The organism is Bacteroides sp. 41_26 (assembly GCF_949740115.1).
Lineage (GTDB): Bacteria > Bacteroidota > Bacteroidia > Bacteroidales > Bacteroidaceae > Bacteroides > Bacteroides nordii.
The window spans coordinates 24,148-47,336 of the sequence record NZ_CATJGZ010000067.1 but is presented as its reverse complement, the minus strand read 5'-3'; the positions used below and the strand labels follow the sequence as shown (position 1 = coordinate 47,336).

Genomic DNA, 23,189 nt, shown 5'->3' with positions numbered 1-23,189 from the left:
TAAAAGTAAAACAAAAAACACTACCTATAAACATAGGTATGAACCACTTACATTCTATAAACATGCTTTTGATAACTTCCCAATTATTCAGATGCGGTTTAATGCTTGATCCGGATAGTATTATGAAAAACCAACAGTATAGGGATATAAGAATGAAGGTAGCGTTAACGAATGGAAGACGTGACATGTTACCCAATATTATTGGTGTTGCAATTAATCCCCACTTTATTTGTTTATCTATTTTTACCCAATCATCACTAAGAAATATTCTTAACTGCTTCTTTAGAATACACTTTAAATTTCTATAAATAGGTGCTTTTTTGACAAAAGAGAGGTAACTTATGATTTTATGATACAAATACACTAATATCCCCAAGGTAATGGCTGATAATACTGGATTATCTATAAATCGACGAATTAAGTAATCTAAAAACTGTTCCATTTTAATAATAGGTTTAATTCTATACTGTTTTGTTTATATGATAATAACTAATCTTAATTTATCGGCTGTCTCAGAATACAAATGCCAATCCAGCTCCGTTTTCTGTTGCTTGTAACTGTAAGCACTTTCCTGCTTTTGTTTTATAATTTATTGCGCTAATTTCTAATGCGATTGCGGTAATGGCAAATATACTTCCGCCAATAATTAACCCTTTAGCTTTATTGGTCATTTTAGGTTTACCATTATCGTTGAGTTCAAATTTATCTTTCAGACTACCGTATCCGATCAGAAGTCCGGCGGATACGCCAGCACACCCAATAGCTCCATATTGGTAATTATATGATTTATTCATATATACACCTGCACGGGCCGTATTGGACATTGCAAGAAACTCTTTTTTGCGCGATTCTTTCTTTTCTTTAAAAGGATCTACGTAAGTGTCACCATAGTTACTTTTACGGTTGTGGATGTTATCTACCGTATGCTTTACACTTTTCTGTGATTTAGGTTTTGTTTGCCCATATGCACTTAATGGGAGCAGTAAAATTAAAGCAAGTAATAATTTCTTCATAATACTGTTTTGTTTATATGTTAATGGTTATTCTTTAAAGTTTTTTGGGAGTATATATCATTCTACTTGGAAATCATACACGGGCATGAATCCGCCGGAACCGTTAGGTCCTAAAAACATAAAACAGTATTCACCCGGAGTAGGCTCGTTTATAAATGATATTTCGTATAGGTCCTTCTCTTATTTTTGTTGTTTGCAATTCTATTCCTGTTTCGTCTGCTACCCCCATTGTTATTCCAGCGTATATATTGACCTTTCCTACCATAAGTTCTCTCGTCGTCCTTTTAGAAATGAATTTTGCTAAAATAAAGTCCTTAGGGGTGTGGTCTGGCGTGAATGCAAAATAAGTATACATCGTTGTTGGGTCTATATTAGAAGTGAAGTATAAGTAAAACTTTGTGCCTGATGTAGCTATATTGTCTGACTTGCTTCCACGGAATATAGTTTTCATTGTTGTGCTCGCTATTCCCATTGTTAATGCTCCTGCTAAAGCGTTTGATTTAGTCTGCGTATACTTTATAGGCTCTATTTTTTGCATGTCGTCTCCATTTTTCATGTAAATGCCTATACTGTCAGTTTGAGCCGTTAATATTGATATGGGTAATAATAGTAAAAGTGTGAATAGTCCCTTCATTGTATTTTGTTTATGTGATAATAATCAGTTGTTTTGTTTTTATTTGTTCCAGATAATTTTCATAGGAACACGTGTTATTCTGCCTCCGGAATATTTCTCTGTTGATCGGCAGCAGTGAAAGCATTCTCCGTTCCGAGGGCAGTTTGTTTTTTCGATGTGAAAAGCTGTAGCTCATGTTCAAGCATTCCTATCTTATGCGCTTGATCTTTTATTATTTCATCTTTCTCGGCTATTGATTTTTTGTATTCTTCGAATGGTATCATAAGTACAGAAGAATTGGCTTGAATAGATGATTGAGTCTGATGAATTGATTTTAGAATCATATCTCCAGTTCCGCGAAGCAACCATTCTGCTGATAAATCATTGAAGTGAAGAAGAAATTCTCCTGCTTTTTCGGCTGATATACTTTTTGCTTTAATTAATGCACCTTTACCCCATGAGAGTGTATATTCTGCCTTTGTGGGACTAATAGATTTATAATCAAGATATTGAAATAATCTTTCTTTTATTTCCATGTTTCAGTTGTTGTTAATTATATTTAAACGAAGAATATAATCTCCGATATTTGTTTGTATGGAAGAATATAATCTTCATATTTGCATTGTCAATCAATCTAAAACAGTTTTGATAAACAAAACAAAAGTGACAATTCACAAAAATAGCAATTATAATTTAAATACACTATTATGGAAGAGATAAATAACAAGAAAGGAAGCGGTGCTATTTTACAACATATGATATTCCAAGCACTAAAAAAGCTATGGAAATCGATATATAAGCCAAAGCCTCAACAATCTTGCACCACCGAGGAAGATATACTCCATAGGATACAACAGGAGAGTTGGACTGTAGAGCTTTATCAAGTGAATCGCGATATGATTCTAGCTCCTTCCGTGAAAGCCATACTGAGTGATAATATACTAAAATCATGGTTAACAAGCTACCCACCGACAGTAGTAGTATCCCAGAAGCCATGCAAAAATGAAATAATTGGCTACCGGAGTCTTTATCTCCAAGGGAAATTAGTACTCCGAGGAGAGTTGATGATACAAGCACAATCTGACGGTGCCATGAGACTCGTGACGAATTTTTTTGATCCACTAAGGATTTAAGTTCTTTAGAGGCTACTATAGGAGCTTCCTCTGTAAAAAAATAACTCATATGCTTAATTTTTTAAGTTTGGTAACCGCAAAATTAAGCAATCTCCCGGAATGAGCGTGCAGCCGTCAATGGAATTGACCCGGGAGAACCAATAATTATAATTTAAAATCATAGGAGATATGGCAAAAACATTAACAGTAGAAAGAGGCTCAGTATCAAAGCTGGCAAGATTATTTGAGTGTACAGAGCAAACAGTTCGTAACGCTATTAGAGGTGTAACTATTGAGGGTGATGCTGAGCGCATTCGTGTTGAGGCAGTAAAACAAGGTTTTGCAGTAAAAGAGAAACCTTTGACAATGGAAGAGTATAACCGGTATTACAAGGAGGTATAACCATGGAAACATTATTATTAAATTCTATTGAAATTACAATATCCGGTAATGTAAAAGCTCCAATCAAAATTGATTTTATCTGAATAATTGAATATTATTTAGAATTGTTCTAAATTAAAATCCCGTTTAAGAAGGTTATTTACGGTTATTACAGGTTTTTAATTTGACTATTTAATTTTCTGAAAATTAGATTTTTATATTTTGAAAATGTATAATAAATTTGTGACAATGAATATGGATAATACAGTATTAAGTAGTAATTCATTCTCTACGATAGAAGGAGGTGTAGAGATGCAACTTTTAAGCTTCCCAACTGGTAAGGAACTCTGGATTCATTCAGAAAAGAATGGTTCAATCACCTTTGATATTAATGAGGCGATAAGGTTGCGGGATTATTTGAATAGTCTTGATCTGAAATAAAAATAGAATTATGGGACGAACAAGAAAAACAGTAAAAGTCGAGCCGGCCCCCAAGCGTTGGCTCAACAAACAGGAGGCAATGGCCTATCTGGGAGTAGGGGAGGATTACTTACAGGGGTTGAGGGAAAATGCAGAAGTCTCTTTTTATCAAAAAGGCAGAATGATATGGTATGAATTGGCAGGTCTTGATCGGTTTGTACTTAAAAACAAAGTAGTATGAAAGTATTACCCTTGACTTTTATCTGGTGTATATCCTTTGTTACAATGGCTATCACCTGTATGGATTGTGATCTTATTTTCTGGTTAGCATTCTTTGTATTTGCAGCCGATAGTATCTACATGGGAAAGAATACAAAGAGGTTTGAGAGGGAGATTGACGAATTGTTTGGAAAATAATCAGTAAAATAAGTAACAATGAAGAAAGTATGCAGGATTCCAGAAGGTAGTGAATTTGTCACGGCTGAAGTGACAGATAACAGCATAGTATTGTTGTTTGAGCCTAAAGCTACCAAAGCCTTTCTCTGTGATATCACAAACGATTTAGAGTATATACCAAACCTTGGTGATCTTTCCATTTTTTGGAGTCAGGAAAGACCTGGGGCAGCTATTGTAGCCCGGTTAAGTGATTATAACTTTTCCGAAAAAGAGAGTCTATTTAAATCCTCCAATGGTTTGTGGTATCATCATGCCATTAGATTTCGTAATGAAGAACAATACAATAAAATCATAAGTCATGGCCGGGAAACCCAATCTGAAAAAGAAGCTTGATGTAGTATTCAGCCTTTTCATTCGTCTGCGCGATGCAAGAAAAGATGGAACTTTCAAATGTATCTCATGCGGACAGATAAAGTCTTTTGATCAGGCAGATTGCGGACATTATATCAACCGTCAGCATATGTCTACACGATATAGTGAAATAAATTGTAATGCCCAATGTCGGTCATGCAATCGATTTGACGAAGGAAACATTCAAGGATACCGGAGAGGGCTTTTTGAAAAATATGGTGTCACCACAGTTATATTACTTGAATCAATGAAGAACCAGGTGAATAAGATTTCTGAGTTCGAGTATAAGGCAATGATTGCCTACTACAAGAAAGAGATAAAGCGACTGAAGCAAGAAAAGCAAATTGATTGAGCTATGCCTGAAATATGCAAAACGGATATAAGGACCATTGAACGGCTGCTTCGGCAATGCTCAGAGGAAATAGAAGTTCTTTCTTCTCCCACATCTCCGGTACGGGACCTGGTACGGAGGTGTAATAAGATGAGAAAGAAATTGAGTAAGTCATTATCAAATCACCCTGCTGAGATGCAGGAATAACTAATCATTTAAAGAAGCCGGTGAAAAGGACACTGTCGGGACAGCCCCGGTTTAAGTTTTAATTTTATCAATCCCTCCCGGTGAAATATCCGGGAGTTTTAAACCTTAGGTTATGACTAAAGTAGATATCGGAAAGATTAAATGTGATTGTCGGTGTTGTCAGCGTGCCGGTCCTGTAGAGAATTTAATGTGTTACTGTCCGATTCATGGATGTAATCGCTCTGTGGGAGCAAGAATGTGTCTGTACTTTTTAAAGAGAAAATAATGATATATCAAATAGATACTCGTTTTTACGAGAATTGCCAAAGGACTTATTATGCTGATTCCTTTAAACCTGCATACGAGATGTTTAGGAGGTTAGGTGATAAGTTAATTCGTACAAGCCTGTTTATCAGGGGTAGGATGTATGAAAGAAAAGAAGGTGAGATAAGGCATGGTGTATACTATAACGGATTCAAACAGGAATCAAAAGCTGTAGAGATTACTATGCAGCCATATTATGGATTACAACATGTAAAGTTGTCAACCTTATCAGAGGCAATAGAAGATTTGCATTGGGCCATTTTCAATAAAGAAATGGCCGAGTGTGTGCCAGGGCTGAATGATATAAAGTTTCATTATGGAAATAAATATAAAAAATAAAGATTATGAGTAAAGTGGATTTTAAGAAGCTCAGGGTTGGTGGAACTCCGGTCAAGTATTCTTCAGATAAAAAGATTAAAGCATTACCATCTAAAGCTGGATGTGGAGGTTGTACCTTTCAAAATGAATTTGGAGCAAAGCATTGCCAAATGTCTCAATTCTGTATAGGCCATCTGAGACCAGACAAGACTCCGATAATATTCGTTGTGTTTGATTCACAAGGCAAACAATGTTTGATAAAGTGATTATAAAAGCAACGATTGATACTGCTGACATTGATACAATTGTACTTCGGAATTACCTTGAACAATGTACGGAGGGCGATGAGGTTTATTACAAGTCTACTGCATATGCAAACTTTGACGGTTGCTTTATTGAACTTCATGGTAACAGATTACGGTGTATATGTTCTATTTGCAAGCTCTACTCTAAAGGGAAAACAGGTAAGTTGGATAACAGCCGTCCGATAACCTTTGCAATGGCTGTAAGGACAATTAAGGAAGTCTTGTTAAGGTTATGTGTCAGGATGGAGAATGCAGTGGTAACATACTACGAGATCGGGATTACAATGAAAATGTCCCTTCCTGCAGATTCTTACATAAAGCAGATGTACGAGGTTTCCGGGAAATATCTCTGGAATGATGCGAACTATTCGGCATTCAAGCAGCAGACTACGGAGAAAAGTAAGTACTTCCGTAAAGTGCTAAAGGTGTACGATAAAACCTTTGAGGCGGGAGAGAAAGGGCGGAATGTCGGAGCTAATATTCTGCGTATTGAAACGATATATAAACACCAGTCTGTCCCGATGACAGAATTAACGGATAACTTTTTCCTGTCCAAAGTCGGCCGTATATTTTATAAGGATTGGTCAGAGATATGCTTTGTCAGGGAGTTGTCTGCTGCAAAAGGAGTAAAGATCTCTCAGCTTGATCGGGCCAGGGAAATATACCGAATTGGAGTGACCCGTTACAAAGAGCGTTACAAACAACTCTATTTGGGCGGGAAACTGACAAAAAAACAATGGGAAACGATACGCAACTTTGCCAATGGTTGGCCGGAAGAACGTAAGAAATATGTAGAGGAAATAGGTGAGTTGGAGCGTGAATTCAAGGATAAACTTTTGGCTGGATATCAGACAGGGATATTTACGCCTATTTGTAAAAGTTGTTAGTATGTTGATAATCAATTGTTTATGTAAATATATAAAAGCACCTTATAGTGCGTGATTAAAGTGTTTATAATCAGTCGATTATTGAGCTAAGAATGAGAATTTAACACTTTACGGCAACTTGTCCTATACAGCCCAGAGGGTTGTCAGGTAACTGACATTAAAGGGCTGATAACTTTTTATTATAACTTAAAATAGAAATATATGAAATCATCACAAGACTTTAAGAAAGCAATCCAGGCATACTTGGATTTACGTGCAAAAACAGATAAGTTGTTTGCTGTATCCTATGCTAAAACAAACAAGAACCTTGACGATTGTTGTAACTATATCCTCGGTGAAGCCAAAAAGCGGGGTAATGCTGTTGCAATGACTGATGAAGAAGTGTACGGCATGGCAGTTCATTACTACGACGAGGATGATATTAAGATAAACAAGGTTCCGGCTAATGCGAGAACTTCTGTAAGTACTCCTGTATCGAAGGCTGTGGAACTTACTGAAGAAGATAAGGAGAAGGCTCGTCAAGTGGCGATTCAACGTCTGGCCGAAGAACAACACGCATTACTCAAGAAAAAGCCGTCACGGGCAAAGAAAGAGGTAACTGAAGTTCAACAGATGTCACTATTTTAACTATGAAACCGAGAACAAAACTTCAATTCAAGATAATGGAGCTGAGCAATCGCTTACCCATGTTCGGTTTGGAAGTCGACAAATGGGCAAAAGAAAAGGTTGTCAGTCACAACGGATATCGCACAAAGAAGTTTATCTACTGTACAGAGTGCGGCCAGTACTTCGATAATACCGGTATCAAAGACGGAAGAAAAGAAACGTGCCCTCATTGTGGTGCCGATTTAGTTATAACCACCTCTAAGAAGCGTACCGATAAAGAAGAACGGTTCTTTTGTATCGTGGATAAATTTGAGGAATACCAGGTATTCCGATATGTCTATATTCTTCGCTCTAATCGTACTGGGAAACCAGTTCATTATTTCATCGATGAAGTAATGCAGAAATGGATGTCAGATGACGAAGTGGTTACTATTATAGCCAAAGGTCGTTTAATGAATTCAGCGTACATGTTTGACGGTTGGTCTCATAGCTCTGAAATGCAAATCCGGACACGTAGTATGAGCTATAATTCATTCGATTATGAAGTATATGTACACATGACCTATCCGGTTCAAAAATGGAAGAGTGAGTACAAGAAATACGGTGTCAACCGACAAATCAAAGGTGCTGATCCTTACTGGCTCTTGAAGGGTGTAAAGCATGAACCCAAAAATGAAACATTACTCAAAGCCAAACAATACAACCTACTTGGATATGTGACAAATGGTAACGCTTCTTTCATTAATAGGTATTGGCCAACGATAAAAATCTGCATCCGGAACAAATATATAGTCAAAGATGCAAGCATGTACAATGATTACCTTCAACTCCTGGAGAGATATCATAAAGACCTGCGCAACGCTTATTATGTTTGTCCCAAGAACTTTCGTAAGGCTCATGACTATTACGTTGTCAAGCGTCGGAAGGAACAGGAAAAATCCGAGAAAGAACGACTGGAATGGGAAATGCTCAAACAGAAGGAAGCAGAAAAGAAATTTCTTGAGCGGATCGGTAAGTTTGTAGATTTGGTAATCTCCGACAACAAATTAACTATCGTTCCTCTGAAATCTCTCGATGAATTCAAGCAGGAAGGGGACACCATGCACCATTGCGTATTTACCAATGGCTATTGGAAACGTTCTGACTGTCTTATTCTATCTGCCCGTATCGGAGACAAGCGCATAGAGACCATTGAAGTGAATCTTAAAACGCTCGATGTAGTTCAATCTCGCGGTGTCTGTAACAATAACACAGAGTATCATGAACGTATTATACAGCTTGTGAAGGAGAATATAAACCTAATACGCCAGAAATTAACGGCGTAAATCTGAATAGAAATGAATGAAATAGAATGGAAATCGATTCCTGGCTATTCTAATTATCAGATAAATACTCATACTTTATCTGTTAAAAATCTGAATACAGGAAAAGAACTAATGATAAGAAAAGGAATGGTTCGATTGATAAGTAATAAAGGGAATGTAACAATTAATATGCCTCGATTATTATTCTGTGTGACTAAGAATATTACTCCTAACCAGGTTCCAAGGAATATAATTATTGTGATAGAAGATGGAATGCCTGTTGCTTATGATAGAAGTTCGTACATGTCAGATAAGATAAAGTCTGTTTATCTTGAAAAAGCGAACAAGACCCCTATTGAGTCTTACATGAATGCTCGTGCATTCATTGATAGTGTTATAACTGCTATGGAAACTAAAGATTATACCCATGTCGTGAAACATCTATATGGTCATAGAACCAAGCTACTTGGTCGTGTTATAAAAAATGGTGTTATGAAAGATGAAGACGAAGCAAAAGAGCTTGTTTCTGCTGCTATTGAAAGGACTATCTCTAATATAATATCAGGGGTTTTAGTCTTTTTTCCTTTCCAGTACATGTACGGTGTTGCTAAGGGTATTTCAATTGATATACATCGAGCAGAAAAAGAGATGAGAAGTTTTATCCGGTCTAATCCTAATTACAGATCATATGACAAAAGTAGAGCTATTTAGTTTGTTTAAGATAGAGGACTTAAAAGACCTTCCTACCGCTGTAATGTCTTTATTAGAAGGTGATTTAAACTATCGAGACGATATTTACCGAGAACTAATCCGGCTTAATAATAATGATATGTCTCATGACTGGTTTCAGGAGATGTATGAGACGGAATTATCAGAGCGTAAACAAAAGGGGCAGCACTTTACCAGTATCGAGGCTTCTATTATCCTCTCAATCATTTCCGGACAGAAAGGTGCTATCCATGAGCCTACTGCAGGTTGTGGCGGACTACTCATAGCCGACTGGTGGCAAAGATGTAGTAAAAAGATGCCATGGGAAGTATTTCCGTCACAAAACATGATAACATGCTGGGAACTCTCTAACCGATCAATGCCTATATTGCTATTGAACCTGTCAATCCGTGGAATAATGGGATATGTGTATCATGGAGATGTTTTGGAAAAAGAAATAAAGCAGAAGTATATTCTCCTGAACAGGAAAGATGATACTCTTGCATTCTCAGAGATAATCAAAGCTAATATTAACGATGAAATAATGCAAAAAGATGGAATTGACAGATGTATATAATGCGTGGCTACCAGTTAAAAGAAGGCAAGTTAAAATGTCGTCACTGGCTTGCTATCAACTTATTTTTATGAATGTACTACAACCTAAGTTTGGAAAAACACACGTAGAATCTTTGAGTAAAAAAGTCGTTATGCCATTTATTTATGAACTTCTTGATTCTGGAAGTAAATCAGTGAAGTATTGCCGCGATATACTTATAGTTCTAAGAATGCTTATACGGTTTGCCGGAGATGAGTTAGATCTTGATGTTCCCGATTCAATTTGGAAAGTTGTTTGGCCTACTAAAAACAAAACGGGTAATTCTCATGTCGAAAGATATTCCAATGCAGAGTACAGGAAGATAGTAGATTACGCGATTGCCAATCCGTCTCCCCTCAGCCTTGGTATATTAATCACAATCTGTACCGGGATGAGAATTGGCGAAATCTGCGCTTTACAGTGGAAAGATGTTGATTTGGATGAAAAAACTATTCATGTAAGTAAGACGATGTTACGCATATATGTTCTCGATAATATAGGCACTGATCGGAAAAATACAAAAATACAAATAGGTTCTCCGAAAACGTCTTCATCGGACAGGTATATCCCAATTCTTAAGAGTATTCTCCCGATTATAAAGAAATTTCATGCCGTGTGCAATCCTGATTATTATGTCTGCACATGCTCGGATAAATATGTTGAGCCGCGACTCTTTCGTAGCTATTATACGGACTTTATATTGGAAAAAGTGAAAATAGGGCATTGTATAAAATTCCACATGAGGAGACACACATTCGCCAGTACGCTCATAGAAAACAAGATGGACATAAAGACAGTCTCCACCATTCTCGGTCATTCGGACATCAATACTACACTGAACATTTACGTTCATCCGTCAGAGGATGCGAAGAGAGATGCTGTTAATGTAGGTTTAAAAAAAATATTCAAATAATTCAAATCAATAAAGAAATAAGTATTTATGAATGAATATTATATTGGTCTCCAAGTATTATTACCGATATAATAAAAAGAGCAATCAGCATGATTACTATGATTGCTATAAACCAGACAATAATATTTGTAATTTTATATTTACTTGACATATATATTAGATGTTATGCAAATATATAGAAAAAAGTAATATAATGGCCAAAACTGATAAGAAATACAATGAATAAAATAAGATTATAATATGGGAAATAAAAAGAAAATTTTGACAAAGAAAGTCTATTCAAGGGTTACTCCGGAAACTTATAAGCGTCTGAATGAGATAAAAGACAAATATGGCTTTAATAGTGTCTATGAGATAGTTCAAAGTCTGATACATTGTTTCTTGCGCGTAGCTGATCGTGAATCAGATTCGCAAATGGAACCAGTTCCCTATGATATTGAATCAATGTTTGATGAGTTTTCAGCAGCAGAAAAACATGTTGAATTCGAAAAGCCTAAAAGAATATCTATAATAAAATCTGTAAATGATGAGTAGAAACCCAATATATAAGCAGTTGATCAGATCTAAAGAATGGAAACTGTTAAGAATAAAAAAGCTAAAAAGTAACCCGTTATGTGAGCAATGTAAACAAAGTAATAAAATTGTTCCTGCTACAGAAGTACATCATGTTATACCTGTAGAGTCAGTTATTGGGTATTACCAAATGAAGCAGTTAATGTTTCAATACTCAAATTTAAAGAGCCTGTGTCATTGTTGCCATGTAGAAATACATCGACAATTATTCAGTCATACTAAGGAGTCAGTACAAGCCAACAATAAAAGAAGAACGGAATCTTTTGTTTCCAAATACCTGAGATAAACATTAAATGATATTAAAAAGAATATCTTTTGTCTCATTCTCTTTGTGGATGATATTAATATTCATATCTTTGTATTGTATTAATCAAGCGATAATTAACATGAAGTACAATGAGTTACATCGGATTCTAAAGAAAAATGGTTGTTATCCTTTGGGAAAGACGCAAGCAGGCCATCCTCTTTGGTTCAGTCCCAAAACAGGTAAAGAGTTTACCACTAGCCACCATGAAGCACAAGAGGTTGCAACCGGAACTCTAAAGAACATCAAAAGATTGGCGGGGATTTAATTCCCGCCTTCTTCCGAGTAATTATATTAAATAAAAAGATAATTGAATATGAAGAAAGTTAGAGTATTTATTGAAAGAGCTTCTGATGGTGATTATAGTGCATATATGCCGGATGAGGATAATCTATCTTATGGGATAATCGGTACTGGTCACACTATTGATGAAACGTTGAAAGACTTTAATGCTGCTTATGAAGGTATGAAAGCGTATTATGCTTCTGAAGATAAACCGTTCGAGGAGGTAGAGTTTGAGTTTAGCTATGATATTCCTTCATTTCTATCGTATTATAGTGATAAGTTATCTTTGGCCGGTCTTGAGCGTATTACTGGAGTTGCACAGGGACAATTAAGTCACTATGTTACAGGTCGCAGAAATCCAAGCAAAAGGACTGTTGAAAAAATACAATCAGCTTTGCAACAGTTTGGAAAAGAATTAAGCAATGTTCATTTCGTTTGATTAATACACTTACCTATGTACATTGCCAGCCCTGCCCTAATAAGGCAGGGCTTTTCTATTATGATAGTTTAAAGAGATTTTGCTTGTATGTATTAGAAAGAATATAACAAGTAATACATCATTATATTGGATAGCAATCTCCATCCCGGGGGGCTTTTTTTATGACCCCACCTATGTGCTGGAAACCCACACGTCCCTTCTCCGTCATACGTGACATAAAATCATAGGGGGAGGGTCTAAGAACAAATTATCAAGGGGGGGGAGGGTATTCATATAAAGTGCCACCCATAACGATTATAACGGAGGTTATGATATAAGACAGTGTTATGGATGACATAGAAAAAATAAAAAAAGACCTACGTTCTGCATTAAAAAATCAAAATGCTTACTCAAAAGCAATGGAGAAAGCCGTGGAAGCAGCTGCAGATTCTATATTATTTGCTGGTAAGCTTGCTATTGAATTAAGAGGCATATCCGGGGTGTTTGATGATAAGGATGGAAATAATGTCAATGTACAAAAAGCATATCTCTGGTTAAAGTCAAGCGAATATTCCTTGAAATGGCTAAGAGAATTACATCTGACACCCGACAGTATCGGTGCTGATACTACAAATGACGAAGTAGAGGAACTTAAACGAAAGGTACGTGATGTTAGAAAGGGCTGATATCATAAAATTAAAGCAAGATACCGTATCAAGATTGAGTGGTATTGATGTGGATGCGTATGGGATTTATGATACAGACGAACGTTTATATAACTATGTAAAATCTGTAATCGATAATCCAGAGGATCATAATTTATATGAGTTACTATCTATATTACGCTTTTTTCGTTTGCTGGAAACGTATATATTTAAAAGTTCAGAGATAAAAGCCTTTATAGTTTTCTATGAGTTTTTGAAGTTTTCGGGTCTGAAAGGACGTACCAGATACAAACTTACTCCTATACAGGTTTTCCAGTTTGCCAATATTTTAGGATTTTATAAAACCCCGGAAAAACGTTTGTGTCGTGATGCTCTATTGTTTGTCCCTAGAAAATATAGTAAAACCACCTCTGTAGCTTCATTAGCTATTTATGATCTGTTATTCGGAGACTCTAACGCACAGGTTTATGTAGCAGCAAACAGCTATGATCAGGCACAAGTCTGTTTTGGGGAAATAAAAAATATACTTAAAAGCCTGGACCCTAAATTCAGACATTTCAAAATAAATCGAGAGCAAGTTTTCAACAAAAGTCGCGGGAGCACATCATTTGCCCGCTGTCTTGCTTCTAATCCGGATAAACTTGACGGTTTAAACGCTAGTATGGTTATACTCGACGAATACTCTCAGGCAGACAGCGCTGAATTAAAGAATGTATTAACTTCTTCTATGGGGGCGAGGGTTAATCCTTTGACTATTGTCATTACAACTGCATCTGATAAACTTGAAAGCCCTTTTGTCGAAATGCTGGAGTCTTACAAATCAGTTCTTCGCGGGGAGTCTGACAATGATTCCATTTTTGCACACATTTTTGAACCGGATATAGACGATGCAGAAGATGATCCACACACATGGGCTAAAGTTCAACCTCATCTTGGGATTACAGTACAATCCGATTTCTATGAAAATGAGTATCGAAAGGCACTTATGACGGCAGATGACATGATGACGTTCCGTACCAAATTATTAAACCTCTTTGTTCGGAATGCCGATTCCGTTTGGTTCACATCTGATGAAATAGAATCCATGTGTAAACAGGATGATGATTTACAGTCTTTAAAGAATTATCCTGATGCAATGGTAGCTGTGGATTTGTCTGTTAGTGACGATTTTAGCGCAGTAAGTTACAATATTTACATTGAGTCTACCAGAACATTTCATATACATACAGATTATTATTTTCCGCGTGGTAGGCTAAAGGATCATCCCAACAGAGAATTATATGAAAAGTGGGTATCTTCAGGACATTTAAGATTGTGTGATGGTGATGTAATAGATTATCGGTTAATTGTCAACGATATAAACAGTCGAAACAATAAACAGATATGTATCCTTAATATCGGTTATGATCCATTTAAAAGTGTAGACTTTATTAACATGATGGCCGCAAGTGGAGCTAAAAAAGTATTACTTCCCATCAAGCAAACATATGGTACTTTCACAAGTCCGGTTGAAAGCTTCGAGATAGCAGCGAGAACTGGCCATGTTACATTTAATAAAAACCCCATCAATTGGTATTGCTTCGGTAATGCAGTGATGGATGAAGATCGATTGGAAAACAGGAAACCCATTAAACGTAGCAAGAATGCAAAGATAGACGGTGCAATTACAGCATTGATGACATTTTACCTATATAATAATTTTGAACGATGAACTTGAAATTTTGGAAAACGAATAAAAAAGAACCGGACTTAGCACTGGAACCGGTTAAAGAGCGTGGATATTTCGAAACGGTCACTTCTCCGGATGTAACCATACGTAATATTAATGAACCCGTCAGTATGATAATTGGACCGGAAACAGCCATGAAACTGGCGACTTACTATAGGTGTGTATCCATTCTTAGCGGAAGTATTGCTTCACTTCCAATGCAATTGAAACGGAAGAAAAACGGTGTATTCATGGTCGATGAAGAGAATCCGTTGAACTATCTGTTAAGCGTACGTCCAAATAGTAGGCAGACAGCCAGTGAAATGATCCGTAATGCTGTTATCCAAATGGTAAACGCCGGGAATGCCTATATATACCCAGAATGGAGAGGAGAAGAGTTGTATAGTTTGATATTGCTTAGTCCGGGGAGTGTGAGCTATGATAAAATGCTGAATATCTATATGGTAAACGATCCGGTAAACAGTATCTATGTGACATTGGACTGTGATGAAATCATACACTTACGTAATATGAGTCTTGATGGTGGATACACAGGAGAAAGTACAATTCGGTATGCTTCAAAGGTTCTTGGTATTGCGGCAAGCGCAAATAATCAGAGTGAATATAATTTTCAACCGGGAAATACTTATAAAGGTTTTATAAGCGGTGATGCAGAGAGTACTGTTAAAGGATATAAGGAGTATAAAGAATCCCAACTTGAAGATATTGCCTCTCGTTTCCGCGAAGAATTGAGGAAGGGAGAAACGATCACATATCTACCAGGTCAAACTAAATTCAACCCTCTATCAATGTCTCCTGCCGACATTCAGCTAATGGAGCAGAACAAATTTTCGGTATTGGATATCTGCCGTTTTCTTGGTGTACATCCGGATAAGGCGTTTGCCGGTCAAAGCCAGAACTACAAAGCTAGCGAAATGAGTCAGGTACAATACATGACAGATACTTTACAGCCGATGTTGAGGCAAATATCTAATGAATTTTATGTAAAACTGATATCTAAAGGATTATATAGTAAATACCGCATTGAATTCGATCTGGATGCTTTCTATCAAACAGATATCGAAACTATGACCATGCATATGGAAAAATGCATTCAGTACGGAATATATACAGTTAATGAATATCGCGCTAAAAAGGGGCTTTCTCCTGTTTCCGGAGGTGATGAACCTATGATAAGTTGTAATGTAACCCCACTTAAAACAGTCGGAACTAAAAATAATACTAAAAACTCAAATAAAGTGCCACCCGTGAACAGAGAAAATCAGGTAGTGTAAAGAGATGTGTATGGAAAAATTAGAAATTAGAAGTTATGGCGGTGATGCCGCCCCGAAATTAACCTCTGAAAGGAGGATTGAAGGATATGCAGTTGTTTTCGGGCAAGAAAGTAAATATATATATGATCCTGTACTTCGGAAGTGTTTTATAGAAATCATTGAACCGGGAGCTGTTACGGAAGAATTGATAAGGGGTAGTGATATAAGAGCACTGATAGAGCATAATTATGAACGAATGATTGCAAGAAGCAATTTGGGAAAAGGTTCTTTGAATCTGAATCTCGACACATACGGATTAGGATACGGATTAGACTCTCCTGGTACAGCTGATGGGGATTACTCTGTTGAAATGGTGAAAAGAGGGGATATATTCGGCTCATCCTTTGGTTATTGGACTGATGAGAAGAAAAATGTTACCTGGTCGAAGCGTTCAGATGGAATTATACTTCGCAGAGTTCATAAAATTGATATTATCCGAGAGATAAGTATTGTTGCAAATCCCGCGTACATAGGAACAGAAGTAAACGTTCGTAGTATTGAAAGTAATTTCGAGCAACCGGATGATAACTATAAGAAAGACTTAAAAGAATTACGTAACTTAATAAAAATGTAAGATGAAACCAGAAGTAAGAAGAAACAGAGTCAGAATCGCAGAGATTAACACCCGTTTGAGTGAGATGGCTGATTCGGTAGAAACAGAAAAAAGATCCTTAAGCCAGGATGAAATTACGGAAAGAGATGCTTTAGTGCAGGAAAGAGAGATTTTAAAGCTCCGTTCTGCTCGTTTGACGAGTGATGATGACAAAGTAAATGATCAGGAGGCAACTTATGAAAGAGCTTTCACGGAAGCTGTCTTTTCCATTGTAAAAAAACGCTCATTGCCGGAAGGTTGTGAAGGATTTGTAAGTGGTGAAGAAATAGCAATTCCCTTGAATCGTTCCGTACAAAATACGGCCTCTGCTGCTCCATTGATCCCGCTTACTATTGGAGATATTATTCAGCCTCTGGAGAAAGGGTTAATCCTTTCAAAGGTGGGATGTAAGATGCAATACGGGCTGACAGGCGATTTTGTATTACCTGTAGTTGCAGGAATAGAAGCGACTATAGAAGATGAAAATGCCGAAGTTGCCGATACTACTATAGATATCTCCAAACTCAAACCGTCCCCGAAGCGCGTATCTTTGGCTATTCCCGTATCAAACAGAGCTATAGATCAGAGTAATAGTGCGTTGTTAGAGATTGTACGTACACAAATAACAATGGGATTAACACGTTTACTCAACCGTTGGATGTTCAATCTGGCAAAGATCACTTCTAAAGCTTCAGAAGGGTGTTTTGTCAAAAATGCACCTACGCTTGTATGTGGATCTGAGTTTAAATTTAAAGATGCAGTAGCTTTGAAAGGTAGAGTAATGGCTACAGGTGTTGTTTTTGACGGTACCGCCGCTTATGTTTGCTCCGCCACGACTTATACAGATTTAGAAGCTACCCCCAGAGATGCAGGCTCTGGTAGAATGGTGATCGAAAATGGGCTGATTAACGGATTTCCTGTATTTATGACCGAATATGTCGGTGACGGGGTATTAGGCTTCGGAATATTCAATTATGAATTGGTGGGCCAGTTCGGTAAAATGCATATTATTGTAGATCCCTATACTGGAGCAAAGAAGAACCTTGTGTACTTTGTTATGAATACAGATTTTGACATGCTTACGGTTCGTCCTGAAGCGTTTGGAATTGCGAAGATAACAACTATTCCGTCTGTCGGAGTTGACAATGCAGCCCCATCATTGAGTACGACATCCGGTGTGGCAACTACCAAAGATTTATTCATTTCCGGTGCAAATCTAACAGCGGGCATTTCTTTAGCGCTTGGTGGTGACAACAAATCATTGTTTGCTATCAACAAACAAAGTATTGCCAAAGATGATGCCGGGAACGTGGGTACAAAGGTTACTGTAACTTATACACCTACTGCTTCCGGTCAACATACAGCTACATTAACACTGTCGAGTGCCGGAGCAACCAATGTCGTAGTTAGTTTGTCCGGCTCTTGCTCTTAATGCTTTATAGATGTTTTTGAAATGTTTAACCAGGCGGGTTCACGACCCGCCACTTATTTGATAGAAGTGAAATTATTTGTGACTATAGAAGAGGTCAAAGAATCGATACCGGGTTATGTCGATTATGGTACGGATGATGCAAATCTAAAACGAATGATAGAGCGTGCTCATATTCTTTTGGAGGAAAGGCTACAATGTCCACTTACTGATTATGTAGACGAAGAAGGTAATTTAAATGCTGCTTTACGCGATGCTATTATTGTAAAAGTAGTAACAAGATTTGATACACCCTCAGAGTTATCATTTTCCAGACCGTACAATACTGGAATTGTAGAAGAATCTATAACCCCCTTTATAAAATTTAGAGGAAGAACCGTATGATGCCACGTGAAAGAATCTCATTTCTTAAAGCAGAAAGAACTCAGGCAAGAAACGGGGAACAATTAACAGAATGGGTTCCTGCTTCGAAAGAGTTGACTAATGTTCCGACTGAACGTAGAAAGAGAAAGTCATCTGATAATATAGTAATTAATGCCGGGGAAGAGTTTGTGGATTTAAAATTGGTATTTTGGGTTAGATTCCATAGTACAATAAATGAAAATTTGCGAATTATTTATGAAGGAAAACCATATAGAATTCTTGATATAGATCGTAAATTCCATAATAATTCTTGTGAAATAACTTGTATTAAAATTAATGCATAATGGATGTCATTACCATAAAAGAAGTTAGAAACGATGTATTGTATCTAATTAATGAATTACGGGAAATCGATAAAGATAAGGCAATTTGCTCCGGATTATATTCTGGTGGGGCAATTCTAAAGAGGGGAGGCGTGTTAAGATTAAAATTACGCATGAAAACGCCTTACGGCCAGAAAGGCAATCTTGTTAAATCTTTTAGAGTGCGCGTAAAGAGGAATAAATTAGGTGTTCTGTCTGGTTTTGGTTATCCTGAAGGAAGGCATAGCTGGTTGTTAGATCAAGGAACGGGGAGTAGGCATACTAAGAGATATGATTATAGAGGATATGGGCCGGCTTTAGGTTATTGGAAAGATACAAAAGACCAGGATTCCAATAAAGCCTTGGATAGTGTACGCAAGGGAGTTGAGAAATATGTAGAACGGATTAAAAACAAAGGATAAAATGGGTAAACTTCCTGATTACGAGATAAAAAACACAATGCGCGATTTACTTATAAATAATGAACGTATTGCATCCTGTGTTAATGGGAATATATTGCCGGTCGTTTTGAATGAGGAGACGAAAGGAGATGCCATCTTTTATAAGAGTTATGGATTAAAATCAGAAAGCAACAATATGGGAATAACCTTATTCAGCATGAAAGTCTGTTATACGGTTGTCAGTAATACTTGTGGACGTACGGATGAGTTAGCGTGGCTTATAGTGGATACTCTCATAGGAACTTACGAAAATCCATATATGAAAATCAGAGTGAGTGATAGTGACGAAGACGGAGAATCTCCTAATTATATGAAACCTGTCGAGTTTTTAGTAGAATGGTAATAATTAACAATTAAATATATGGTAACAAAAAAGTTAGATTCAAGCATAGACATCTTTAGAGGTGAATTAATGCTTTTTGTAGGAGAAGATCCGATAGCATTCGGATCAAGTGCAGGATTGGATATCAGTACAGAAGAACTTGATATCTCAAACAAAATGATGGGTGATTGGTCCGGTTCTCTTTCCGGAAAGAAGAGTTTCACTATTTCCAGTGAATCACTTCTGACACGCAAAGAGGGAGCTATGAGCTTTGATACCCTGCTGGATAAGCAGATTAAAGGTGATCCTTTAGATTTCTTTTTCGGAAGTGCAAAAGCTACTGATAAGGACAATTTTGGCGGTACATACACAAAGGATACTGAACAAAAAAACTATACCGGTAAAGTTATCATCACCTCTCTATCTATTAAATCGGATAACGGTCAGATTGTTTCTGTCAGTGCATCTTTTAAGGGAGTGGGTGCATTGAAGCCAGTAGAAGGAACTGTGTCAGGGGGAGAAGGGGAAGGAGAAGATCCTTCAGTATAGCTAATAAACGAATGTTTGTAAAGGCGGTCCTATGATGGCCGCCTTTTTTTTAAGTATGAAATAATGAAAATAGGGCTAACAATAAAAGCAATCATAAGATGGGAGCAGATGAGAGGAAAATCTTTCTCTTTGATGGATTATACTAATCAAGAGGATTTAGAAGTACTCCTTTATACTACGGCGATCTGTACTTCCCCTGAGAAGATGTACACTTTTGAAACTTTTCGGCAGACGTTGTCAAATGGAAGGATAACTTGTGAAATGGTATTGGCTTTAGAGAAGGAGATTGCTGTCCTTACTCAGTTCCAGAAAAAGCAGGAGGGAGGGGAGTTCGCAAATCATAATGTTCCATTGGGAATGATTAGCGAACTTGTTTCAACTCTTATTATGTCCGGACTCGATGCCCATTACGCCATGAATGAAATGGAGTTATGTGATTTGCCTATGTATATAGGTTCTTACGAGAAGATACGTAAGGAAGAAATGGAGAGTAATCGCTTATGGACCTTCTTTACCATGATGCCACATATAGACGCTAAAAAGATGAAAAACGGAGATAAGGATCTGATAATATTCCCTTGGGAAGAGGAAGAAGCTAAGATAGAAGCTGAAAGAGCTATTAATGAGGGTATGGAAAGATTTGAGAATTTTATGAACACGAAAAAATCAGATTATTATGGCAAGTAAATTATCATTCAGTATTGCGATAAACCTTCTTACTGAAAACTTCAAGAAGGGAACAAACCAGGTAAAAGCCGGACTCCGTGCAATACAGATGCAAGTATTAACCTTTGCTGCCGCACTTGGTGTCGGTGGATTAGGATTAAGCAATTTTGTTTCCCGTCTTATTGATGTAGCCAGGGAGACCAACCGGGTAACTACAGCATTGAAGAACGTTTCCGGAGGAATGGCACAGTTTGCCGATAATCAAAGGTTCCTGATCGATATGGCAAAGAAGTACGGATTAGAGATTAACTCTTTGACCGGGAATTTTGCCAAATTTACGGCCGCTGCTTCCATTTCCGGTATGTCCATGATGGACCAGCGTAAAATCTTTGAATCTGTTTCCCGGGCTGTTACAGCTTTCGGTATGAGTGCTGATGATAGTAATGGTGTTTTCCTTGCTCTTTCTCAGATGATGAGTAAAGGAAAGATCAGTTCTGAAGAGTTACGTTTACAGATGGGAGAACGACTACCTATTGCATTACAGGCAATGGCTAAGGCTGCCGGTGTTTCTGTTGCCGGACTTGACAAATTAATGAAGCAAGGCAAGCTGATGAGTACAGACATACTTCCTAAGTTTGCTGAGGCTTTGAACGAGATGATTCCAAATGTAGATACTGACAACTTAGAGACGTCGGTAAATCGCTTAAAGAACGCATTTACAGAGTTCGTCAATGGAACAGATGCACAAAGTAGGTATAAAGCTCTGATAGATTGGTTAACTGGATATGTAAAGTACGCTTCTGATAACATCAAGAATATCATTACTTATCTGGTTGCGGCCATATTAGTAATGGTAACGAGTCGGTTAGTGAACAAGATCATTGTTTCTATTGCTCAGGCAGAACTTGCTGCCAAATCTGCTGCACGTCGTGCAGCCAAAGATGCAGGACAAAAATTTGATGAAGTAGCATGGGCGGCTAATAAAACGAGCGCATCTGTAAAGATGGCGTTTAAAAGAGCTATATCTTCTATAAAAGCAACTTTAATTTCATTGGCTCCTACAGCTATACTGACAGTTATTGGCGCTGTTATATCTAAGCTATATAATGCTTATCAAGAGTCCAAACGTATCAAGGGCATGTTTGACGCTTATAAGGATAGGATGGAAGGTGTTTCTGGATCTAATTCAGAAATTACTAAAATAAAATCTCTACAATCTGCATACAATGCAGCTAACGTTACTTTATCGGAGAAAAAAAGCATACTCAGTCAGATCAATAGCATACTTGGTACACAGCTTACTGTAAATCAAGATGTAAATAAAGTAATAGCTGATCGAATTGCAATATTGGAAGGGGTGGCACGTGCGGAATTGGCAGCACAAGAGGTGGCAAGTAGTGAAAACGAATTAAGAAAAATAGGAAAGAAATCCTATAATGGAAAGTATATTAAAGATATGGCTCCTGATTGGGCTATGGCTCGTGGAGATATGGTTAAAGAGGAAAAGTTTAAAGCGAAATACAAAGTTTCAATGGTTGATGCCGTTGGTTGGGAAAATGGATTACGTAATGATCTTGACTCTTTTATTGAATATGCTAAAATATTAAAAGATGCCAGAGGGAGGCTCGATTCAGAGAAAACCAAAGTTGATAATCACAATAATCCTATTGATGCCGATGATGATAAAAAGAAAACCACTCTTCAAAAACAACAGGAATCATATAACAAACAATTAGAGGAATTAGGAGCAGAATTAGAGGTCGGTAAGATCACTCAAGCAGAATATAATAAGTCGTTAGGCGAGCTAAACGTAAAAATGTTCGCTCAGGCTAAAGGTACCGGTGATAAAGATGTTCTCGAAAGTGAGTATTATAAAAACCTGAAAATAGCCGCCGAGAAAGCCGTTAAAGATCAAGATAAGAATACCACTCTTGTTGAGTTCGAGAAAGTACAAAAGGGTTATAATGATAAAATAAAAGAGAAAAAGTCTTTGTTATCAAAGGGACTATTATCACAAAAAGAACTTGATGAAAATATTGTGTCATTATCTCTTGAAGCAGCGAGAACTGCAGCTGGAATAAAAGGGATTGGCGATACGGCTGATGTTTTTATCTCTTCAATGCAACTTAATGCTAAATTATATTCATCTCCTATTAAGTTTAAACCTCGTGATGCAACTTTCGATTATAAAAAATCAAAAGTTGATATCGCATCTGAGAATCTTGACAAAGCAAAGGAATATGCAGATAAATTAAAAGAAGAAGCCCGTAATATTGGTAAGGTATTAGAAGAGGAACTGGCTAATGCAATATCTAATGTACCTTCATTGTAATCT

At 37.1% G+C, this 23,189-nt stretch carries 33 protein-coding genes; 30 read left to right on the top strand and 3 right to left on the bottom strand.

All coding sequences use genetic code 11. The annotated features are described in order from the left end of the window. Positions 1-512 precede the first annotated feature (512 nt). The 3 genes from QX565_RS08700 to QX565_RS08690 form a co-directional block, all read right to left on the bottom strand. Positions 513-1,013 carry a hypothetical protein gene (locus QX565_RS08700; RefSeq protein WP_002560770.1) on the bottom strand — a complete coding sequence of 167 codons (501 nt, stop codon included), beginning with the start codon at positions 1,011-1,013 and terminating at the stop codon, positions 513-515. A gap of 130 nt (positions 1,014-1,143) precedes the next feature. Continuing rightward, a complete protein-coding gene (locus QX565_RS08695) occupies positions 1,144-1,647 on the bottom strand; it encodes a hypothetical protein (RefSeq protein WP_289292545.1) in 504 nt (167 codons plus the stop codon). Between the two features lie 74 nt (positions 1,648-1,721). Further along, complete coding sequence (locus QX565_RS08690; protein WP_289292543.1) at positions 1,722-2,162, bottom strand: hypothetical protein; 441 nt, start codon at positions 2,160-2,162, stop codon at positions 1,722-1,724. A 171-nt stretch (positions 2,163-2,333) separates the two neighbouring features. On the opposite strand from QX565_RS08690, the gene QX565_RS08685 reads away from it, so the two are divergent. The 30 genes from QX565_RS08685 (at position 2,334) to QX565_RS08540 (ending at position 23,186) form a co-directional block, all read left to right on the top strand. Beyond that, positions 2,334-2,759, top strand: a complete 426-nt coding sequence (locus QX565_RS08685) for a hypothetical protein (protein ID WP_289292541.1) — start codon at positions 2,334-2,336, stop codon at positions 2,757-2,759. A gap of 168 nt (positions 2,760-2,927) precedes the next feature. Further along, the gene (locus tag QX565_RS08680; RefSeq protein WP_289292539.1) at positions 2,928-3,140 is read left to right on the top strand and encodes a hypothetical protein; all 213 of its coding nucleotides are present in this window, start codon (positions 2,928-2,930) and stop codon (positions 3,138-3,140) included. 207 nt (positions 3,141-3,347) lie between these two features. Further along, positions 3,348-3,560: a hypothetical protein gene (locus tag QX565_RS08675; RefSeq protein WP_289292538.1), complete on the top strand. Its 213-nt coding sequence runs from the start codon at positions 3,348-3,350 to the stop codon at positions 3,558-3,560. A gap of 10 nt (positions 3,561-3,570) precedes the next feature. Continuing rightward, positions 3,571-3,780, top strand: a complete 210-nt coding sequence (locus tag QX565_RS08670; protein ID WP_289292536.1) for a helix-turn-helix domain-containing protein — start codon at positions 3,571-3,573, stop codon at positions 3,778-3,780. Next, positions 3,777-3,956, top strand: a complete 180-nt coding sequence (locus QX565_RS08665; protein WP_289292534.1) for a hypothetical protein — start codon at positions 3,777-3,779, stop codon at positions 3,954-3,956. The genes QX565_RS08670 and QX565_RS08665 overlap by 4 nt, the downstream gene beginning before the upstream one ends. An 18-nt stretch (positions 3,957-3,974) precedes the next feature. Next, positions 3,975-4,328, top strand: a complete 354-nt coding sequence (locus QX565_RS08660) for a hypothetical protein (RefSeq protein WP_278509677.1) — start codon at positions 3,975-3,977, stop codon at positions 4,326-4,328. After that, entirely contained in the window at positions 4,294-4,698 is a 405-nt protein-coding gene (locus QX565_RS08655; protein WP_002560761.1) for a recombination protein NinG, read from the top strand. Before QX565_RS08660 ends, QX565_RS08655 begins: the two co-directional genes overlap by 35 nt. Before the next feature lie 450 nt (positions 4,699-5,148). Further along, positions 5,149-5,526, top strand: coding sequence for a hypothetical protein (locus QX565_RS08650; RefSeq protein WP_289292530.1), 378 nt, complete (start codon positions 5,149-5,151; stop codon positions 5,524-5,526). A 229-nt stretch (positions 5,527-5,755) separates the two neighbouring features. Next, positions 5,756-6,697, top strand: coding sequence for a hypothetical protein (locus tag QX565_RS08645; protein WP_289292528.1), 942 nt, complete (start codon positions 5,756-5,758; stop codon positions 6,695-6,697). Between the two features lie 201 nt (positions 6,698-6,898). Further along, entirely contained in the window at positions 6,899-7,324 is a 426-nt protein-coding gene (locus QX565_RS08640; protein ID WP_289292526.1) for a PcfK-like family protein, read from the top strand. Between the two features lie 2 nt (positions 7,325-7,326). After that, on the top strand, positions 7,327-8,628 hold the full coding sequence (locus QX565_RS08635) for a PcfJ domain-containing protein (RefSeq protein ID WP_289292524.1): 1,302 nt from the start codon (positions 7,327-7,329) through the stop codon (positions 8,626-8,628). Positions 8,629-8,640: 12 nt separating this feature from the next. Then, a complete protein-coding gene (locus QX565_RS08630; RefSeq protein WP_289292522.1) occupies positions 8,641-9,318 on the top strand; it encodes a hypothetical protein in 678 nt (225 codons plus the stop codon). Beyond that, on the top strand, positions 9,296-9,892 hold the full coding sequence (locus QX565_RS08625; RefSeq protein ID WP_289292520.1) for an N-6 DNA methylase: 597 nt from the start codon (positions 9,296-9,298) through the stop codon (positions 9,890-9,892). Before QX565_RS08630 ends, QX565_RS08625 begins: the two co-directional genes overlap by 23 nt. After that, on the top strand, positions 9,870-10,823 hold the full coding sequence (locus QX565_RS08620; protein WP_289292518.1) for a site-specific integrase: 954 nt from the start codon (positions 9,870-9,872) through the stop codon (positions 10,821-10,823). Before QX565_RS08625 ends, QX565_RS08620 begins: the two co-directional genes overlap by 23 nt. Positions 10,824-11,063: 240 nt before the next feature. Then, on the top strand, positions 11,064-11,357 hold the full coding sequence (locus tag QX565_RS08615; RefSeq protein ID WP_289292517.1) for a hypothetical protein: 294 nt from the start codon (positions 11,064-11,066) through the stop codon (positions 11,355-11,357). Continuing rightward, entirely contained in the window at positions 11,347-11,682 is a 336-nt protein-coding gene (locus QX565_RS08610) for an HNH endonuclease (protein ID WP_321028937.1), read from the top strand. The genes QX565_RS08615 and QX565_RS08610 overlap by 11 nt, the downstream gene beginning before the upstream one ends. Before the next feature lie 100 nt (positions 11,683-11,782). Further along, positions 11,783-11,968: a type II toxin-antitoxin system HicA family toxin gene (locus QX565_RS08605; RefSeq protein ID WP_289292514.1), complete on the top strand. Its 186-nt coding sequence runs from the start codon at positions 11,783-11,785 to the stop codon at positions 11,966-11,968. Between the two features lie 48 nt (positions 11,969-12,016). After that, complete coding sequence (locus tag QX565_RS08600) at positions 12,017-12,424, top strand: type II toxin-antitoxin system HicB family antitoxin (RefSeq protein ID WP_289292512.1); 408 nt, start codon at positions 12,017-12,019, stop codon at positions 12,422-12,424. Positions 12,425-12,750: 326 nt separating this feature from the next. After that, complete coding sequence (locus QX565_RS08595; protein ID WP_289292510.1) at positions 12,751-13,089, top strand: hypothetical protein; 339 nt, start codon at positions 12,751-12,753, stop codon at positions 13,087-13,089. Then, positions 13,073-14,779, top strand: coding sequence for a terminase large subunit domain-containing protein (locus tag QX565_RS08590; RefSeq protein ID WP_289292592.1), 1,707 nt, complete (start codon positions 13,073-13,075; stop codon positions 14,777-14,779). The genes QX565_RS08595 and QX565_RS08590 overlap by 17 nt, the downstream gene beginning before the upstream one ends. Further along, the gene (locus tag QX565_RS08585; RefSeq protein ID WP_289292507.1) at positions 14,776-16,071 is read left to right on the top strand and encodes a phage portal protein; all 1,296 of its coding nucleotides are present in this window, start codon (positions 14,776-14,778) and stop codon (positions 16,069-16,071) included. The genes QX565_RS08590 and QX565_RS08585 overlap by 4 nt, the downstream gene beginning before the upstream one ends. 10 nt (positions 16,072-16,081) lie before the next feature. Beyond that, the gene (locus QX565_RS08580) at positions 16,082-16,684 is read left to right on the top strand and encodes an HK97 family phage prohead protease (protein ID WP_289292505.1); all 603 of its coding nucleotides are present in this window, start codon (positions 16,082-16,084) and stop codon (positions 16,682-16,684) included. 1 nt (position 16,685) lies between these two features. Next, positions 16,686-18,134 carry a phage major capsid protein gene (locus QX565_RS08575; RefSeq protein ID WP_289292503.1) on the top strand — a complete coding sequence of 483 codons (1,449 nt, stop codon included), beginning with the start codon at positions 16,686-16,688 and terminating at the stop codon, positions 18,132-18,134. 21 nt (positions 18,135-18,155) lie between these two features. Further along, on the top strand, positions 18,156-18,515 hold the full coding sequence (locus QX565_RS08570; protein WP_289292501.1) for a serpin family protein: 360 nt from the start codon (positions 18,156-18,158) through the stop codon (positions 18,513-18,515). Beyond that, positions 18,512-18,838, top strand: coding sequence for a phage head closure protein (locus QX565_RS08565; RefSeq protein WP_289292499.1), 327 nt, complete (start codon positions 18,512-18,514; stop codon positions 18,836-18,838). The genes QX565_RS08570 and QX565_RS08565 overlap by 4 nt, the downstream gene beginning before the upstream one ends. Next, entirely contained in the window at positions 18,838-19,278 is a 441-nt protein-coding gene (locus tag QX565_RS08560; protein WP_289292497.1) for a hypothetical protein, read from the top strand. The genes QX565_RS08565 and QX565_RS08560 overlap by 1 nt, the downstream gene beginning before the upstream one ends. A gap of 1 nt (position 19,279) precedes the next feature. Next, complete coding sequence (locus QX565_RS08555; RefSeq protein ID WP_289292495.1) at positions 19,280-19,660, top strand: hypothetical protein; 381 nt, start codon at positions 19,280-19,282, stop codon at positions 19,658-19,660. Between the two features lie 18 nt (positions 19,661-19,678). Continuing rightward, on the top strand, positions 19,679-20,188 hold the full coding sequence (locus tag QX565_RS08550; protein WP_289292493.1) for a phage tail tube protein: 510 nt from the start codon (positions 19,679-19,681) through the stop codon (positions 20,186-20,188). 108 nt (positions 20,189-20,296) lie between these two features. Continuing rightward, the gene (locus QX565_RS08545) at positions 20,297-20,875 is read left to right on the top strand and encodes a hypothetical protein (protein WP_289292491.1); all 579 of its coding nucleotides are present in this window, start codon (positions 20,297-20,299) and stop codon (positions 20,873-20,875) included. After that, on the top strand, positions 20,865-23,186 hold the full coding sequence (locus QX565_RS08540; RefSeq protein ID WP_289292489.1) for a tape measure protein: 2,322 nt from the start codon (positions 20,865-20,867) through the stop codon (positions 23,184-23,186). The genes QX565_RS08545 and QX565_RS08540 overlap by 11 nt, the downstream gene beginning before the upstream one ends. Positions 23,187-23,189: the final 3 nt, after the last annotated feature.